The sequence below is a fragment of the Flavobacterium sp. KH_035 genome (genome assembly GCF_057839565.1).
In genome coordinates this window covers 1,336,182-1,354,841 of sequence record NZ_CM174492.1, presented here as the reverse complement: position 1 = coordinate 1,354,841, position 18,660 = coordinate 1,336,182, and the positions used below count along the sequence as shown (strand labels likewise).

Genomic DNA, 18,660 nt, shown 5'->3' with positions numbered 1-18,660 from the left:
CCAATTGAAATTTGTACACTTGCGCGACTGAATTCTAATCCGAATCTATGAAAACAAAACTACTCTTATTGCTGTTATTGGCAAATTTTTCTATTTATGCACAAACCAACTTAGTTCCGAATGGCGGATTCGAAAGCTGGCAATCTAATTTTCCAACCTCTTGGTCAAATGAAAATTCTTTCTCCCGCAGCTTTGAAGCTATTCAGGGAGACAACAGTATCAATTTAAAGTATATAACACTATCTCCTAAAATTACCAATCAAGTTCCATTAAAAGCAGGAGTTACTTATACTGTAAGATTTAGGTATAAATATCTCACTAATAATTATAACGGAAGTCATCCTATTTCATTGAATATCTCCAAGACCGGAAGTGCTACTACATTATCTAGAAGTACTTTTGCTACGAATAATTTATGGACTGAGAGAGAATCTAGTTTTACACCAGATGCTAACCTTTCTTATGATTTATCTATTTCAACTTTTAGTTTTGACGGCGAAGCGTTTGATGTTCTAATTGATGATGTTAAAGTTTATGTCGCGGGAACTGAACAATATACTCTTATTCCTGATATCGAGTTTGAAAAAGCTCTTATTTCTTCAGGAATTGATTCTGGAACTGTCGATGGCAAAGTTTTGACTTCGAATGTTAACACCGTAAAAACGATTGCCGTAGATGGAGCTCTTGTTTCTGACCTAACAGGAATACAAGACTTTACAGCATTACAAAGTTTGTTTTGCAAAGGCTCAACATATTCCTCTCAAACTGGTGGCAATGGAAAACTGAAGAGTCTTAATCTTAGCAAGAACTTACAATTAATAACTTTAGGCTGCGAAAACAATCAACTTACCAGTTTAGACTTATCTAACAATAAAGCTTTAAGCTCATTATCAGTTGAAGGCAATAAATTAACATCTCTTAACTTAAAAGAAAATATAAATTTACAGACGATTTATTGCTTTGACAATCAGTTAGCTTCACTTGATCTTTCCAGCAATACGAAATTATCCAAATTGTTTATACGTAACAACAAATTAACCAGTCTTGATTTAAGTAAAAACATTGCTTTAAATTATTTAACCTGCGAATCAAACCAACTTTCAACGTTAAATTTGAAAAACGGCAATAATTCCCTTCTAAAAACAAATAGTATTTATATTCGAGATAATCCAAAACTTAATTGCATTGCTGTAGATAATGTAGAATATGCAAAAACTACGTGGATATATAAAGATACAGACTCAAATTTTTACCCTTTTGAATGTGGTTCAATGACAGTCTTAGATACTGCTTTTGAAGATAAGCTGATCGCTTTAAAAATTGACACAGATGGCAAAAATGGGGCTGTTTTAAACTCTAGCATTGCTGCAATAACTACTTTAGATGTTTCTAATAGCTCACTGACAAAACTTACCGGAATTGAAGGCTTTACTTCTTTAACAACATTAAATTGTTCTGGTAATTCATTAAAACGATTAAATGTTTCTCAAAATAAATTTTTGAATACTTTAAATTGCTCTAATAATTCTTCTTTAAAATGCATACAAGTTACAGATGTTGACGCAGCTTTAAAATGGGCAACGACTAAAGATGAAGCAGTAAGTTTTAATTTAAATTGTGACACTTTTACTTTAATTCCAGATTCAAACTTTGAAGATAAGCTTATTGCGCTGCGTATTGATAAAGATGGTAAAAATGGAAAAGTAAATACCGAAAGCATTGAAGGAGTTACAATTTTAGATGTTTCAAGTGCAAATATTAAAAATTTATCCGGTATTGAAGGCTTTACAGCTTTAACCAACTTAAAATGCTATTTTAATGAGATTGAAAATTTAGATCTTTCAAAAAATACAGAGTTAAATGAATTATCGGTTTACGGAAACAAATTGAGCGTACTGAATATATCAAAAAACACTAAATTGACACAAGTTTTAGCCTTTAATAACAACTTGACAGCTTTAGAAGTCTCTGCAAATAAATCTCTTACTACTTTGCAAGTTGATAGAAACAAATTAACAACATTAGACGTTTCAAACAATTTAAACTTAAAATCGTTAGACGCTTCCAGCAACCAACTTAAAGCTATAAGTTTTACCAAAAACACTGCTTTAGAATCATTAAAAATAAATTCAAATCCACTTAAAAACTTAGATGTAACTCAAAACACATCTTTAACAACTTTAAGTTGCAGCAGTAATGGATTGACTACCTTAGATCTAAGTAACAATTTAGCTTTAGAGAAGTTAAATGTAGGCTACAATTCGCTTACCAATTTAAACTTAAAAGCTAATACTAAATTGACATTTTTAGATTGTACAAGCAATAATCTAACGACGTTTGACACCTCTTCAAATACTGCACTTGAGTATTTAGTTGCCGGTGCTAACGGAAGTGCTCGTGTTTTAAAAACTTTAGATCTTACAAAAAACACTAAACTTTTAGAATTAGACGTTTGGCAAGTTCAAATTGAAGAACTGAATTTAAGCCAAAATACTGCATTAAAAATGCTGAAATTTCAAAGCAGCAACATAAGCTCTTTAGACTTGTCGAAAAACACAGCATTAGAAGTAGCACTAATTGGCGGTAATAAATTAACAGCCCTTGATGTCAGTAATAATAAACTATTAAAAACTTTAAGCTGTTCGACAAATCAAATACCTTCATTGGATTTAAGCAAGAATACTGCTTTGACTTTTCTAAACTGCGGAAATAACAATTTGACAAGCCTGAATTTACAGAATGGAAACAATTCAAACTTCGTAAAAAATATAGGGATTTATTTTACAAATATAGAAGGAAGATCTGGGTCAACCTATTACCCTGATTTTAAAGGAAACGCAAACTTAAGCTGTATTCAGGTTGATAATATTGAGTATTCTAATACTAACTGGTCCGAAATAAAAGATCCAGAAGTAAACTATAATGCATTGAATTGCGGTCTTGCAACCACAATTGCTGATTTAGCATTCGAAGACAGATTAATCAGTCTTGGAATCGATACTGATGGTAGAAATGGTGCCGTTTTAAACTCTAGTATCAACAATGTTACTTCATTAGATGTATCTAACAGCTCTATTAAAAATTTAACAGGTCTTCAAGGCTTTACGGCTTTGCAAACTTTAAATATCTCTAACAATTTAATTACAAAAGTTGATTTGTCTAAAAATAGCGCATTAAAAAATTTAAACTCAGCTAGTAACAGCACTTTAACTTGTATTATGGTTGCTAATATTTCAGCTACAGAAAATTGGAGTGTCACTAAAGACCCTTCTGCTAGTTTTAGCTTAGATTGTGAAGTTTATACTCTTATCCCCGATTCAAATTTCGAAGATTTTCTTATTGCTCAAAAAATCGACAGGGATGGTAAAAACGGAAAAGTAAAAACGGAAAATATCTCACAAGTTAAATACATGAATGAGTTAAGAAACCGAAATATTAAAGACTTAACAGGTATTGAAGGTTTTACATCTTTAATTCAGTTAGATGTTTCTAATAATCCTTTAACGACCTTAGATGTTTCTAAAAATCAAGCTTTAACTTATTTGACAGCCGATTCAAATTCTATTCAGGATATCAATCTTTCAAAAAATGTTAATTTAACTTCTTTGAGTTTAAGCTCATCGCAGCTCACTACTTTAAATCTTTCAAAAAATGTTAATTTAACTTCTTTGAGTATCACAGGCAACAAACTTAAAACGTTAGACTTAAGTCAAAATACTAAACTAACTCGCCTGGGCGTATATCGTGGAGAATTAATTTCTTTAGATCTGTCAAAAAACACGGAACTGATTGAATTTAATGCCTTTGAAAACCAACTGAGAGTATTAGATTTATCGAAAAACTCAAAACTAACTGTAATTATTCTTTCTGGAAATAAATTAGCAAACCTTAACATCAAAAATGGGGCAAATACATTATTAACTAATTTAGACTTTACAGCTAATCCTGATTTAACTTGCATTCAAGTTGATAATGCTGCATATTCTAATGAAAATTGGAAAACCAAAAAAGATCAAACTGCTGCTTTTTCAACAGACGTTTGCCCAGTTACAGTACCTTATACATTAATTCCAGATCCAAAATTTGAAGCGAAACTTATAAGTCTTGGTATCGACAAGGATGGGAAAAATGGAAAAGTTGCTACAATGAATATTGTATTTTTAACTAGTTTAAACATCTCAAATAGTGAGATTACTGATTTAACAGGATTACAAGATTTTTCTTCATTAACATCTTTAAACTGCAGCAACAATCAATTGACAGTTTTTGATGCCCTAAAATACAAATCACTGACAAGTTTAAATATAAGTAAAAACAAACTAAGCTCTTCGTCTTTTAGAGCTAGTACTTCATTAACTAATCTAAACATCAGCAATAATGAGTTCACAAATCTTGACTTATCTTACTTTACTAACCTTACTGCTTTAAGCCTTAGTTTTAATAAGTTGAGAGATTTAGATGTTTCTAAAAATATAAAGTTAAGGGAATTTGATTGTGCTGGTAACAATTTATATACCCTGAATCTAAAGAACGGCAATAATGCTAATATGCAAAATATGATTTTTGGAAACTTTACTGAAAATCCAAACTTACGTTGTATTCAGGTTGACGATGCTGCTTTTTCTACAGAAAAATGGATTGCTAAAGACGCAACTGCAAGCTATTCGGCTACACCATGTCCGCCAAACTTTCAATACACTTTAATTCCCGACCCAAGATTTGAGAAAATATTAATTTCTCAAGGTTATGATTCTGGTGAAATTGACGGAAAAGTTTTGACTTCAAAAATTGAAAATGTTACGTCGATATCTGCGATTGACTTAGGAAATAGAGTAACAGACTTAACAGGAATTGAAGATTTTAAATCATTAGAAAGTCTTTATTGCTATCATGGAGCAATTACTAAAATAGACCTGTCTAAAAACCTAAAATTAAAAATTTTAGACATAGCAGATAATCAGCTTACAACATTAGAGCTTTCTAAAAATACTGCTTTAGAATCTCTAAATTGTGGTGCTAATAAATTGACGGAATTAAATGTTTCAAACAACTTAGCTTTACAAACTTTAGTTGCGGATAATAACAAACTAACAGAGGTTAATGTATCTAAAAATACAGCATTAACTCGATTAGAGGTTGGTTCAAATCAAATTACAAATATTGATGTAACTGCCAATTCAGCCTTAAAAGGACTAAGTGTTTACGGAAACAAAATAACAGCTTTAAATACTTCTAAAAATGCAGCTTTAACTAGTTTAAGTGTTTTTTCAAACGAATTAACAACTTTAGATGTTTCTCAAAATAAAGCTCTAACTTATTTAAATGCTAAAAAATGTCAATTAACAGCTATTGATGTTTCAAATAATATTTTACTAAATGGTCTTGAAGTTAACGAGAATAAAATTGGAACAATCGATGTTTCAAAAAACCCTCTATTAACCAGTTTAATAGTCAACTTTAACCAATTAACGAGTTTAAATCTTAAAAATGGTAAAAACACATTACTAAACAACAATTATGTCTCTTTTTCATCAAATCCAAAACTATCTTGTATTTTGGTTGATGACGTAACCTATGCCAACACCAATTGGCCGTACAAAAAAGATGCTTCTGCAACTTACAATACAGAATGTACCGGAGAATTGAATTTGTCTGCCTACAATTTCACCATTGAAACGAAGAGTGAATCTTGTCTTGGTGAGAATAATGGAGAAATAAGCATTCTTGGTAAGGCAACATATGCTTATACTGCGACTATAAACGACAAGCCTTATACTTTTACCGCCAATAGTTTAAAAGTTAACGCTCTGGCTCCAGGAAACTACAAAATCAAGATTACTATTCCGGATGTGATTTTCGAGCAAAACTTTGCGGTTACCATAGCAAAAGGTGCTACTGTTACAGGAAAATCCAGCGTAACGTCTAAAACAGTTGATGTTGAAATTACTGAAGGAACGGCTCCATTTACCGTGTTTGTTAACGGAACAGAGCAATTTCAAACCAATGATGCCACTTTTACTGTAGATGTCACTAAAAACGCCTTAGTAGAAGTAGCGACCGCAAAAGCTTGTGAAGGTATTTTTTCTAAAAAAGTATCGGTTTCAGATTTCGAATCACAAATTTTATCGGCTTATCCAAACCCTACTTCAGGAAGTTTTGAAATAGAGATTCCAGGTACTAAAAAGGAAGTTAAAATAGAATTATATAGCTTTTCCGGTCAATTAGTTTCGACTAAAACGTACACTATCGAAAACGGAAAAGCACTATTAAATCTTGAAAATCACCCTTCAGGAATTTATGCTGCCAAAATCTATTTAGAGACTCCGGAATACATTAAAATTATAAAAAAATAAAGATGAAGAATTTTATATCCCTTACAATCATTGGTCTTTTATTCGCAGCTTGCGGCGGCGGTGATGATTCAGGATCTCCGGAAGCGGTCAATGAGGCGCCAAGTGTACCTGCGTTAAAAGCTCCCATTGATAACAAATTATGTGTAGACAATACCGTTTCTTTTCAATGGGATCTTTCTACAGATTCAAATAAAGACGCTATAACCTATCAGATTCAGGTAGCAAAAGAAAATACGTTTGCACAAATTGTAAAATCTTCAGAAGTGACTACTAATGATACTTCAATCGCACTAGAGAAAAACACTGCCTATTATTGGAGAGTAAAAGCGACCGACAGTAAAGGACTGGCAAGTAGCTATTCTTCTACATATAAACTTTACACCAGTGGTGATGCAGTTGTAAATCATTTGCCTTTTTCTCCAGAATTAATACAGCCAGCTGTAAACTCTCTTTTGAATACAACAACCGCTTCTTTAAAATGGAAAGCCGCAGATGTTGATAGCAATGATGTTCTTACCTACGATGTTTATTTTGGAAAAACCAATCCGCCTACAGTAAAAATAAGTGAGAACACAAGCGCAACTTCACTTGATGTCACATTAGAACCAACAACCCAATACTTCTGGAAAATTGTCGTAAAAGACAATAAAGGAGGGGAAACCATTGGTCAGATTTGGAAATTCAAAACCAATTAAAAATCTTAATAATTACAATTAGTTAAACCAAAAAATCCTGTTTTCGACATACTGAAAACAGGATTTTTTATATTTTAAGTTTCTTCTAAAGAATTTCTTCGCAATTAAAAACCTCCTTCAATCGAACTCCTTTTTCGGTATGTTCCACCGTTATAATTTGATTGTGAGCATCATGTTCTAGAAACAAATAATGATTGTTGTCTGCAGCAGCATTTAAAAATTTTGATTTTTCAGGCATTGTTAACAAAGGTCGTGTATCATAACCCATTACATAAGGCAATGGGATATGCCCTGCTGTAGCTAACAAATCGGCACAAAAAACAATCGTTTTATCCTGATATTGAATATGCGGAATCATTTGTTTTTCGGTATGGCCATCCACATAATAAATTCCAAAATTCATTTCCTCAGAGAAACCAAAATCACTTTCGGGACGCTTTATAAAATTCAGCTGTCCACTTTCCTGCATAGGCAGAATATTCTCTGAAAGAAAAGAAGCCTTTTCGCGTGCATTGGGTTTTGTTGCCCATTCCCAATGATTTTCATTCGTCCAAAACTTTGCATTTTTAAAAGCAGGCTCGTAAAAAGTTCTGTCTGAATTCCATTGCACACTCCCTCCACAATGGTCAAAATGCAAATGCGTCATAAAAACGTCAGTAATATCATCCCTATGAAAACCATATTTCGCCAAAGATTTATCTATCGAATGCGATCCCCAAAGTGAATAATAGCCGAAAAATTTCTCCGATTGCTTATCTCCCATTCCGGTATCAATCAAAATCAGGCGGTTTCTATCTTCAATAAGCAGACAACGTGCCGCAATATCAATTAAATTATTCGCATCGGCCGGGTTGGTTTTGTTCCAGATGGTTTTAGGAACTACGCCAAACATGGCGCCTCCATCTAATTTAAAATTTCCGGATTCTATAGGGTAAAGTTTCATGTGAATATATTTCTAATAGGAAAACAAAGCTAGGAAATACAATCACCTTATGCTAAAATTTTCTGTTTAAAAAAATCAAAACTTCATTGTTTAAAAAAAAAACTGAACACTTCTTATTCCTTTTTTTCTATCATAAATAATACCTCCCTTCCATAATATAACTAATATCTATTTTAACATTTGTTATAATAATGTGAACCGTTATGGAAAAAGGTTTTTAAGTCGTATCTTTGCAGATAATTTCATTTCAACATTGAAAGACAGCACTTTAAAATGTAATAATTGGATTACTGTTTTGAAAGCAAATTGAAATGAAAGCAAAAACAAATACCATAAACAATGATAAAAGTTTCTGATACAGCAAAAAAGAAAATCATCGACTTGATGAAAGATGATGGTTTTGATGCCGCCAGCGACTACGTAAGAGTAGGCGTAAAAAGTGGTGGATGCTCTGGTTTGTCATATGATTTAAAATTTGATAAAACGAAAGGCGACGACGATAAAATATTTGTAGACAACGACATAACAATCGCAGTTGAAAAAAAATCATTCCTGTATTTAGCCGGAACAATACTTGAATTTTCAGGAGGATTGAACGGAAAAGGATTTGTATTCAATAATCCAAATGCAAGCAGAACTTGTGGATGCGGAGAATCTTTTTCGCTATAAATTAAAAGAATCTAACAAAAGCAAAAATTTAAACGCTTAAGAAAATCACTTTTTAAGCGTTTTAAAAAACTAAAAAATGTCAAAATACACTGAAGACGATTTAAAAATCGAACTCGAAACTAAAGAATACGAATACGGATTTTATACTGATATTGAATCGGAGACATTTCCTATTGGCTTAAATGAAGACATCGTAAGAGCTATTTCCCTTAAAAAAGAAGAACCTCAGTGGATGACCGATTGGCGCATTGAAGCTTTTCGCGCTTGGAAAGAAATGATTGAACCAGAATGGGCAAATGTTCATTATGCAAAACCAGATTTTCAAGCAATCTCTTACTATTCTGCTCCAAAACAAGTAGATCCAAACAAAACTTTGGATGATGTAGATCCTGAACTTTTAGAAATGTACAAAAAGTTAGGTATCTCTGTCGATGAACAAAAAATGATGAACAATGTTGCTATGGATATTGTAGTCGATTCTGTTTCTGTAGCTACGACCTTCAAAAAGACTCTTGCTGAAAAAGGAATCATTTTTTGCCCAATTTCAGAAGCCATAAAAGAACATCCAGAATTAGTTAAAAAATACTTAGGAACCGTTGTACCTCAAAAAGATAACTTCTACGCAGCATTAAACTCAGCAGTTTTCTCTGACGGAAGTTTCTGTTATATTCCAAAAGGCGTACGTTGCCCAATGGAACTTTCAACTTATTTCAGAATCAATCAGGCAGGAACAGGTCAGTTCGAGAGAACTTTGGTTATTGCTGACGAAGGAAGCTACGTTTCTTACCTGGAAGGCTGCACTGCTCCAAGTCGTGACGAAAACCAATTGCACGCTGCGGTGGTTGAATTAATCGCTTTGGATGACGCTGAAATTAAATATTCTACCGTTCAGAACTGGTTCCCTGGAAACAAAGAAGGAAAAGGTGGGGTTTACAACTTCGTTACCAAAAGAGGTTTGTGCGAAACAAACGCTAAAATTTCATGGACACAGGTGGAAACAGGTTCTGCTGTGACTTGGAAATATCCTTCTTGTGTATTAAAAGGAGACAACTCAGTTGGAGAATTTTACTCTATTGCCGTTACCAATAATTACCAACAAGCCGATACAGGGACTAAAATGATCCATTTAGGAAAAAACACTAAATCGACTATTATTTCCAAAGGTATTTCAGCTGGTAAATCACAAAACAGTTACCGTGGATTAGTTCAGATTAGTCCAAGAGCGGAAAATGCACGTAACTTTTCGCAATGTGATTCTCTTTTAATGGGAAACAATTGCGGGGCGCATACTTTCCCTTATATCGAAAGTAAAAATCCATCGGCCAAAATAGAGCACGAAGCAACTACAAGTAAAATTGGAGAAGATCAGGTTTTTTATTGTAACCAAAGAGGTATCCCAACTGAAAAAGCGATTGCCCTAATTGTAAACGGTTTCAGTAAAGATGTTTTGAACAAGTTACCAATGGAATTTGCTGTTGAAGCTCAAAAATTATTAGAAATTTCTCTAGAAGGATCTGTAGGTTAATCACGAAATGGAAGGTAAGAAAGTAATCATTTTAGGTTCATCCAGAAAAAACGGAAATACAACCCGAATTGCGGATGAAATTTCTAAAGAAACCGGAATAGAGGTAATTGATCTGAGTGATTATAATATTTCCTATTATGATTACGAAAGTAAGAACAGAGAAGATGATTTTTTTCCTTTAATTAAAGGTATCATCGAAAAGTACGACACTTTAATTTTTGCAACGCCCATATATTGGTATAATATGAGTGGAATCATGAAGGTATTCTTTGATCGCTTTTCGGATTTAATCCGAATTGAAAAAGAAACCGGAAGAAAACTCAGAGGAAAGAAAATTGGTGTGATTTCAAATTCACACGACAATGAAATTGAAGATAGTTTTTACATTCCGTTCAAAAAATCAGCCGATTATCTAGGCATGGAATATTTAGGACATGCGCATTTTAATGCCAACATCTTAAACCAAACAACAAAAATAGAATTGACATTTATATAAAATAAAAAAACAATGTTATCAATAAAAAACCTTCACGCCTCAATTGGTGATAAAGAAATCCTTAAAGGAATTAATATAGAAGTTAAAGCTGGCGAAGTACACGCTATCATGGGACCAAACGGTTCTGGAAAAAGTACACTTTCGGCTGTAATTGCCGGAAACGAAAACTACGAAGTTACTGACGGAGAAGTTTTCCTTGACGGAGAAGATCTTGCTGATCTTGCTCCTGAAGAAAGAGCACACAAAGGAGTTTTCCTTTCTTTTCAATACCCTGTAGAAATTCCAGGAGTTAGTGTAACCAACTTCATGAAAACTGCAATCAACGAAACTCGTAAAGCAAACGGTCAGGAAGAAATGCCTGCTAATGAAATGCTAAAAGTAATTCGTGAGAAATCTGAGTTATTAGAAATCGACCGTAAATTTTTATCTCGTTCCCTAAACGAAGGTTTTTCAGGAGGAGAGAAAAAAAGAAATGAGATTTTTCAAATGGCAATGTTAGAACCTAAACTAGCGATCCTTGACGAAACTGATTCCGGTCTTGATATCGACGCGCTAAGAATTGTGGCTAATGGAGTTAACAAATTGAAAAGCGAAAAAAATGCCATTATCGTAATCACACACTACCAACGTTTGTTAGATTATATCGTTCCGGATTTCGTTCACGTTCTTTACAATGGAAGAATCGTAAAATCAGGAGGAAAAGAACTAGCCTACGAACTGGAAGAAAAAGGATACGACTGGATTAAGGCAGAGAATTAAGAAAGTCATAAAGTCGAAAGTCAAAAGTCATAAAGTCGAAAAAAAACATGAGTAAGTTTGAATCTTTTGAAGAAATAAATTCATGGCAGAAATCCAGAATCTTCAATAAGAAAATATATTTGATTACTGAAAATTCTAATTTCAAAAAAGACTTTGATTTTGTTAGACAAATAAGACGTGCCTCACTTTCTATATCATCAAATATAGCAGAAGGTTTTGAGAGAAATACTGATAAAGAGTTTGTCTACTTTTTATATGTAGCCAAAGCATCCGCAGGAGAAGTTAGATCTCAATTATATTTAGCTTTTGATTTAGAATATATTATAAAAGAAGAATTTGAAATGCTTTTAGAATCGGTAACAGAAATATCGAAATTATTAAGCGGTTTCATTAAATATTTGAGCCCAAAGTCATAAAGTCGAAAGTCATAAAGTATCAAACTTTATGCTTTAAATTTTTAACCTTTTGGCAAAACAGTCGACAATCTCAAGTCTTTCGACTTTCGACTTTCGACTTTAAGACTAACAAAAAAAATGGATTTAAAAGAAAAATTAGTATCGTCTTTTATGGCTTTTGAAGAGCGTGTCGATGTACATTCAGATTTGCATGATATTCGCACCAAAGCACTAAAAAACTTTGAAAATAAAGGTTTCCCAACCAAAAAAGAAGAAGCTTGGAAATACACATCGTTAAACGCCATCTTAAAAAATGACTTTACGGTTTTTCCAAAGCAGGAAAATGCAATTGAATTTAATCAGGTAAAAAAATACTTTTTACACGAAATTGACACCTATAAATTGGTGTTTATTGATGGTGTTTTTAGTTCGCATTTATCTTCTACCACACATGATGGAATTGATGTTTGTTTAATGTCTTCGGCATTGACCAAACCTAAATATAAAATGATTATTGATACCTACTTCAATCAGATTGCAAGTAAAGATGAAAGTTTAACTTCGTTGAATACTGCTTTTGCAAGCGAAGGAGCCTTTATCAATATTCCACAAAAGAAAGTAGCCGACAAACCTATCGAAATCATGTATTTCTCTACAGGTAATGAAGCTGTATTAATGGTTCAGCCTAGAAATTTGATTATTGTAGGCGAAAATTCACATGTACAAATCATCGAACGTCACCAAAGCCTGAACGAAAATCCGGTTTTAACAAATTCTGTTACCGAGATTTTTGCTCAAAAACGTGCAATTGTTGATCATTACAAAATTCAAAACGACAATAACGAAGCCAATTTAATTGACAATACGTATGTTTCGCAGCAACAAGAAAGTCATGTTTATGTACATACTTTTTCGTTTGGAGGAAATTTGACACGTAACAACCTAAACTTTTATCATTTTGGTGAAAGGTTAACCAGTACGTTAAACGGAATCACGATTATTGGTGAAAAGCAACACGTCGATCATTATACTTTAGTAAATCACGCAACACCAAACTGCGAAAGTTTTCAGGACTATAAAGGAATTTTCTCTGATCGCTCAACTGGAGTCTTCAACGGAAAAGTATTGGTAGAAAAAGAAGCTCAAAAAACAAATGCTTTCCAAAAAAGCAACAACATTTTATTGAGTGACAAAGCGACCATCAATGCCAAACCTCAATTAGAGATTTTTGCTGACGACGTAAAATGTTCTCACGGCTGTACCGTTGGACAATTAGACGAAACAGCAATGTTCTACATGCAGTCTCGTGGAATCCCGAAAAAAGAAGCTAAAGCTTTGTTGATGTACGCATTTTCAAATGCGGTAATCGAAAGCATTAAAATACCAGAATTAAAACAACGAATCACTAAAATCATCGCTACAAAATTAGGTGTGAATTTAGGATTTGATTTGTAAAATGATTTGACCGCAAGGTTCGCAAAGAGTTACACAAAGTTCGCAGGGTTTAATTTTAAACTTTGCGAACTTTGCTCTTTTTACTTGGCGTCTTTGCGGTTAAATTTATTTTTTTACTGAAGAAATAACCTCCTTCAGAAATTCATTAAAATCAAAATAATGACCTCCTTCATTCACTCCCATCCTAACAATTACCATATCCAGAGACGGAATAATCGCTACCATTTGTCCCTGATAACCATTACAATAAAACATATCACGAGGCGCATCGGGAAACTTCCCTCCTGCATTTAACCAAAACTGAGCTCCATAACCTCCATTTGAAGCATTCGTTGGAGTTGCGGTATACTTTACCCAGCTCTCCTCTAAGACCTGCTCTCCATTCCAATTTCCCTTATGTAAATACAGTAGTCCGAATTTTGACCAGTCTCTCGCTGTTGCCCAGGCGTAAGAAGATCCCACAAAAATTCCCGACATATCCTGTTCCACAATCATCGAGTTCATTCCGATTTTATCGATTACGGCACTATACCAAAAATCAAGATATTCCTGCTGTGTTTTAAACTGACTTCTTAAAATTCGCGATAATAAATTAGTAGTTCCGGAAGAGTAATACCAATGCGTATTAGGTTTATACTTAGCCGCTTTATCCATTTGTACCTTCCCCATATCCTCAGCCTGAAAAAGCATTTCAGTTGCATCACAAATTTTAGTGTAATCCTCCTCCCATTCCAGACCTGAATTCATATGAAGCAAATCATTAGTAGTAATAATTTTACGCTCGTCATTTTGCCATTCTGCAATTGGAGCAGGTTTATAGATATCCATTTTTCGCTGTTTGGCCAAAACTCCAAAAGCCGAACTTGTAATACTTTTAGTCATCGACCAACCCAGAATTTTACTGTCTTTGCTAAAACCTGTATCATATTTTTCGCCAATCAATTTGTCTTTATATAAAACTACAACTGCTCGTGTACGTTTCGCTTTTCCACCATTTTTATCGAAAGAATCATCAATGGCTTTTTTCAATTTTGAATAATTAACATTCGAAAAAGCGGAATCTTTTGGTTCGTTATTCCCATAAGGAAAAGGAAGATTATTGACTAATTTAGTTCTCTTTGGAAGCAGATAAGGTTTCGAAGCATCAAAATCATCATTTATCAAGATCGCTCCCAGTCCCTCTCTGTAAATCGCCTTTCTTTCTTTTAGACCATAAACCGTAGAAGTAGCAAATTTTTCTGCATCATTAATAGTGTTGGTAGCTAAAGTAATCATGTTGATATCATTATCGGTTTTTTCGATTAATTCCTTCGAACGATGATCAATAAAATGACCTGATGCTACACTTTTGGCCGAAAAGGCTGAAATCAAATCAAGTTTGGGATAAGTAGTAAACCCAAAATACAAAAATGCAAGAACTAAAACAAAGACAAGTAATTTTAGAAATTTTTTCATATAGCTAAAGATAATTTTAATGCAATATAAATATTTTACAATCAAGATTGTACAACTTATTCTAGAAATAAAATTAAAAAAAAACCGAACAAATTTTAAAGAATCAATATATAAACCCTCAATTGATGGTACTATAAAAGGAAATTATAGTTTTAATGGATAAACCAATTTTGTTTTAGTACTTTTGTAGGTAGAATTTTTCTAAATAAGACATGTTAGACATCCAAAAAATAAGAGCTGATTTTCCGATACTTTCAGAAAAAGTAAACGGAAAACCTTTAGTATATTTCGACAACGGCGCAACCTCACAAAAACCACAAATTGTGATTGATGCGATCGCAAAGTATTATCAGGAGATCAACGCCAACATTCATCGTGGTGTTCATACTTTGAGTCAATTGGCAACTGATGCTTACGAAATTTCAAGAGTCAAAATCCAACATCATATCAATGCGAAGTTTTCGCACGAAGTACTTTTTACTTCAGGAACTACTCACGGAATCAACTTAGTAACCAACGGTTTTGCTTCAATTTTAAAACCAGGAGACGAAATAATTGTTTCTTCATTAGAACATCACAGTAACATCGTGCCCTGGCAAATGTTATGTGAGAAAACGGGAGCAACCCTTAAAGTTATTCCGATGAATGAGGAGGGAGAGCTTATAATGGAAGCCTACGATGCCTTATTGTCTGAAAAGACTAAAGTGGTAACGGTGAATCACATTTCGAACGCATTAGGAATTATTAATCCGATCAAATATATGATCGAAAAAGCTCATGCTGTTGGTGCGGCTGTTTTGATCGATGGTGCGCAGGCTGTTCCGCATTTAAAACCTGACGTTCAGGATTTAGATTGTGATTTTTATGCTTTTTCGGGACATAAGATGTGCGGACCAACCGGAACCGGAATTCTTTATGGAAAAGAAGAATGGTTAAACAAATTACCTCCTTATCAGGGTGGTGGTGAAATGATCAAAGAAGTTACTTTCGAGAAAACGACTTATGCTGATTTACCTCATAAATTTGAAGCAGGAACTCCAAATATCGCTGGCGGAATTGTTTTAGGAACTGCCGTTGATTATTTAAACCATATTGGTTTCCACAACATTCATCAGCACGAAACACATTTATTAGAGCACGCAACAAAACGTTTATTAGAAATTGAAGGTCTGAAAATTTACGGAACCGGAAAAAATAAAGCCTCTGTAATTTCGTTTAATATTGATGGAATCCATCCATACGATATTGGTTCAATTATCGATAAACTGGGAATTGCCGTTAGAACCGGACACCATTGTGCACAGCCAATTATGAACTTTTTCTGCATTCCGGGAACTATTCGTGCCTCTTTTTCTTTTTACAACACCAAAGAAGAAATTGACATAATGGTTGAGGCCATTAAAAAGGCAAAAACGATGTTAAGCTAAAAAAATTATGAGAATATTATCTTTGTTGCTCTTAACGTTTTTTATAGGAACAAGCTGTTCCAGCCAAAAAAAAGCTGATATGAAAGCTACTGAAATTGAATATTCTGCCGTTTCCCGAGGCATTTACAAAGTGATCGTGGTACAGAATAAAATGGTTTCGGTTACCAATGGTCGCAATGTTCAGCCCGTTGAAAGCAAAATAGATGATTTAAAATGGAAGCAGATTGTAGCTGAGTTTTCAAAAATCAATATCAAAAACATTCCAAATCTAAAAGGACCAACAGAAAAACGTTTTCACGATGGTGCTGCGCTAGGAAATTTAAAAATCACTCAGGATAAGAAAACATACGAAACTCTGGGTTTCGACAATGGATATCCACCAAAAGAGATAGAAAAATTGGTAAATTTGCTGCTGGATTTTACGAAAGAATAATTATGACAATAAAAGAAATACAAAACGAAATAATAGACGAATTTTCGATGTTTGATGACTGGATGCAACGTTACGAATATATCATCGAATTAGGAAAAACTCTTCCGTTAATCAAAGAAGAATATAAAACCGACGAGAATCTGATCAAAGGATGCCAATCGAAAGTTTGGTTACAAGGTGAAGAAAAAGAGGATAAAATCGTATTTACTGCCGATAGTGATGCTATTCTAACCAAAGGAATTATCGCCATTTTAATTCGTACATTCTCGAATCAAAAAGCATCAGATATTTTGAATGCAGATGTTGATTTTATTGACGAAATTGGCTTAAAAGAACATTTATCAGCAACACGTGCAAATGGTTTAGTCTCGATGATTAAAAACATCAAAATGTATGCATTGGCTTTTGACGCAAAAAATAAAAATTAAGGTTTTTAAACCATATAAGTTATATAAGAAATTATAAGCTGGTTGGTTAAAATTAAACTAGAATAAAATCATATTGGATTAAGAAAACATAAGCACAATGCTTTAATGAACTTATATGGTTTAAATATAAAAAAGTAAGCTTTATCTTTCTTTTTTATTTGTTATTATTGCTGAAAAAAGTGTAATGACAAAGAAATATCTGACTGATTTAATTTATAAGGTAAATGGTGCGGCAATTGAAGTTCATAAAAATATTGGAGCGGGACTTTTAGAAAATATTTATCATCAGTGTATGATTAGAGAATTATCACTAAGAGGAATCAATTTTCAATCTGAATTGGTAATTCCTGTTGAATATAAAGGTTTAGAACTTGAATCTGATTTAAAATGTGATTTATTTATTGAAAACTGTTTGGTTCTGGAATTAAAAGCCGTTGATAAAATCGTACCAATTCACATTGCCAAGCTAATGTCTTATATGAAGCTTTTAAACTCACCGATTGGATTAATGATAAATTTTAATGTAACAAATATTTATCACGAAGGTCAAAAAACATATGTCAACGAATTATATCGTTGGCTAGAAGATTAAAGAATTAAATAAAAATTAAACCATATAAGAAATTATATGCTCATTTTTTAATTAGCAAAAGTTTGAGAATAATTTTTAAATGAACTTATATCACTTATTATGGTGGAAAACAAAAAACAATGGAACGAGAAATAGACACAAACGAATTAGGAGAATCAATCGTAAAAGTTTTAAAAGGCATTTATGATCCGGAAATTCCTGTAGACATATATGAGCTAGGATTAATTTACGATGTAATGGTCAATACTGATTACGAAGTAAAAATCTTAATGACTTTAACCTCTCCAAACTGCCCTGTTGCAGAAAGCTTACCGAGAGAAGTAGAAGAAAAAGTAAAAACAATTGAAAACATAAAAGATGTTGATGTTGAAATTACTTTCGATCCGCCGTGGAGTAAAGATCTAATGAGCGAAGAAGCAAAATTAGAATTAGGAATGCTTTAATAAAATTTGTTTTAGGTTTCAAGTTCACACCACCTGAAACTTGAAACCTGAAACTAACTTTTCATATGGAAGAAATCATCAATAAAGTTACCAATAGTGCTTTGGAGGTATTTGATCTTGAAGATTATTACCCAAAAGGAGCGCGTGTTCAAATCGATATATCACAATGGCTTTTAGAAGGTTTTTTATTAAAAGAAAAAGACTTTAGAGAGCATTTAAAAAATCACGATTGGTCGCAATACCAGGATCAATATGTGGCTATAAACTGTAGCACAGATGCTATTGTTCCGGCATGGTCTTCTATTCTTGTTGCTATACAATTGGCTCCTTATGCCAAAAAAGTGGTCAATGGAACTATAGAGGATTTGGAAGCGAGTTTATACGAAGAGATACTGAGCAAGCTTGACTACTCTGCTTACAAAAACAAACCTGTCATTGTAAAAGGATGTTCCCGAAAACCTGTTCCAACCCGTGCTTACATTTTGGCTGCAACTTATTTACAGCCTTTTGCAAGAAGTATTATGTATGGCGAGGCTTGTTCGGCGGTGCCATTATACAAAGAATCAAAGAAATAACATTCCTTACCGCTACA

At 33.3% G+C, this 18,660-nt stretch carries 16 protein-coding genes; 14 read left to right on the top strand and 2 right to left on the bottom strand.

The features are described from left to right. Nucleotides 1–47: 47 nt before the first annotated feature. Complete coding sequence (locus AC3IS6_RS05970) at nt 48–6,353, top strand: T9SS type A sorting domain-containing protein (protein WP_489164089.1); 6,306 nt, start codon at nt 48–50, stop codon at nt 6,351–6,353. A gap of 2 nt (nt 6,354–6,355) precedes the next feature. Beyond that, a complete protein-coding gene (locus tag AC3IS6_RS05965) occupies nt 6,356–7,048 on the top strand; it encodes a glycoside hydrolase family 78 protein (RefSeq protein ID WP_489164088.1) in 693 nt (230 codons plus the stop codon). Between the two features lie 85 nt (nt 7,049–7,133). Here the strand turns inward: AC3IS6_RS05965 and AC3IS6_RS05960 are convergent, their stop codons facing one another. Next, nucleotides 7,134–7,991 (bottom strand): MBL fold metallo-hydrolase, encoded by an 858-nt coding sequence (locus AC3IS6_RS05960; RefSeq protein ID WP_489164087.1) that lies wholly within the window; start codon nt 7,989–7,991, stop codon nt 7,134–7,136. Nucleotides 7,992–8,330: 339 nt separating this feature from the next. Between AC3IS6_RS05960 and AC3IS6_RS05955 the strand changes: the two genes are divergently transcribed. From AC3IS6_RS05955 to sufD, 6 genes are all read left to right on the top strand, one after another. Then, entirely contained in the window at nt 8,331–8,660 is a 330-nt protein-coding gene (locus tag AC3IS6_RS05955) for a HesB/IscA family protein (RefSeq protein WP_055097560.1), read from the top strand. 76 nt (nt 8,661–8,736) lie between these two features. Further along, complete coding sequence (gene sufB, locus AC3IS6_RS05950) at nt 8,737–10,185, top strand: Fe-S cluster assembly protein SufB (protein ID WP_374174582.1); 1,449 nt, start codon at nt 8,737–8,739, stop codon at nt 10,183–10,185. Between the two features lie 7 nt (nt 10,186–10,192). Beyond that, a complete protein-coding gene (locus AC3IS6_RS05945) occupies nt 10,193–10,681 on the top strand; it encodes a flavodoxin family protein (protein ID WP_173965379.1) in 489 nt (162 codons plus the stop codon). Between the two features lie 12 nt (nt 10,682–10,693). Beyond that, nucleotides 10,694–11,440: a Fe-S cluster assembly ATPase SufC gene (gene sufC / locus AC3IS6_RS05940; RefSeq protein ID WP_017494567.1), complete on the top strand. Its 747-nt coding sequence runs from the start codon at nt 10,694–10,696 to the stop codon at nt 11,438–11,440. A gap of 47 nt (nt 11,441–11,487) precedes the next feature. Continuing rightward, nucleotides 11,488–11,856, top strand: coding sequence for a four helix bundle protein (locus AC3IS6_RS05935; protein ID WP_489164086.1), 369 nt, complete (start codon nt 11,488–11,490; stop codon nt 11,854–11,856). Nucleotides 11,857–11,973: 117 nt separating this feature from the next. Then, nucleotides 11,974–13,290: a Fe-S cluster assembly protein SufD gene (gene sufD / locus AC3IS6_RS05930; RefSeq protein ID WP_489164085.1), complete on the top strand. Its 1,317-nt coding sequence runs from the start codon at nt 11,974–11,976 to the stop codon at nt 13,288–13,290. Between the two features lie 105 nt (nt 13,291–13,395). Here the strand turns inward: sufD and AC3IS6_RS05925 are convergent, their stop codons facing one another. After that, nucleotides 13,396–14,745, bottom strand: coding sequence for a serine hydrolase domain-containing protein (locus AC3IS6_RS05925; RefSeq protein ID WP_489164084.1), 1,350 nt, complete (start codon nt 14,743–14,745; stop codon nt 13,396–13,398). Between the two features lie 212 nt (nt 14,746–14,957). On the opposite strand from AC3IS6_RS05925, the gene AC3IS6_RS05920 reads away from it, so the two are divergent. The 6 genes from AC3IS6_RS05920 to AC3IS6_RS05895 all read left to right on the top strand — a co-directional run bounded on the left by AC3IS6_RS05920 (nt 14,958) and on the right by AC3IS6_RS05895 (nt 18,643). Then, nucleotides 14,958–16,172 (top strand): aminotransferase class V-fold PLP-dependent enzyme, encoded by a 1,215-nt coding sequence (locus AC3IS6_RS05920; RefSeq protein WP_489164083.1) that lies wholly within the window; start codon nt 14,958–14,960, stop codon nt 16,170–16,172. Nucleotides 16,173–16,251: 79 nt separating this feature from the next. Next, the gene (locus AC3IS6_RS05915) at nt 16,252–16,605 is read left to right on the top strand and encodes a hypothetical protein (RefSeq protein ID WP_489164082.1); all 354 of its coding nucleotides are present in this window, start codon (nt 16,252–16,254) and stop codon (nt 16,603–16,605) included. Nucleotides 16,606–16,607: 2 nt separating this feature from the next. Next, complete coding sequence (locus AC3IS6_RS05910; protein WP_489164081.1) at nt 16,608–17,033, top strand: SufE family protein; 426 nt, start codon at nt 16,608–16,610, stop codon at nt 17,031–17,033. Nucleotides 17,034–17,217: 184 nt separating this feature from the next. Beyond that, nucleotides 17,218–17,625 (top strand): GxxExxY protein, encoded by a 408-nt coding sequence (locus AC3IS6_RS05905; RefSeq protein WP_489164080.1) that lies wholly within the window; start codon nt 17,218–17,220, stop codon nt 17,623–17,625. A 119-nt stretch (nt 17,626–17,744) separates the two neighbouring features. Continuing rightward, nucleotides 17,745–18,068, top strand: coding sequence for an SUF system Fe-S cluster assembly protein (locus AC3IS6_RS05900; protein WP_489164079.1), 324 nt, complete (start codon nt 17,745–17,747; stop codon nt 18,066–18,068). A gap of 65 nt (nt 18,069–18,133) precedes the next feature. After that, the gene (locus tag AC3IS6_RS05895) at nt 18,134–18,643 is read left to right on the top strand and encodes a DUF2480 family protein (protein WP_489164078.1); all 510 of its coding nucleotides are present in this window, start codon (nt 18,134–18,136) and stop codon (nt 18,641–18,643) included. Nucleotides 18,644–18,660 lie beyond the last annotated feature (17 nt).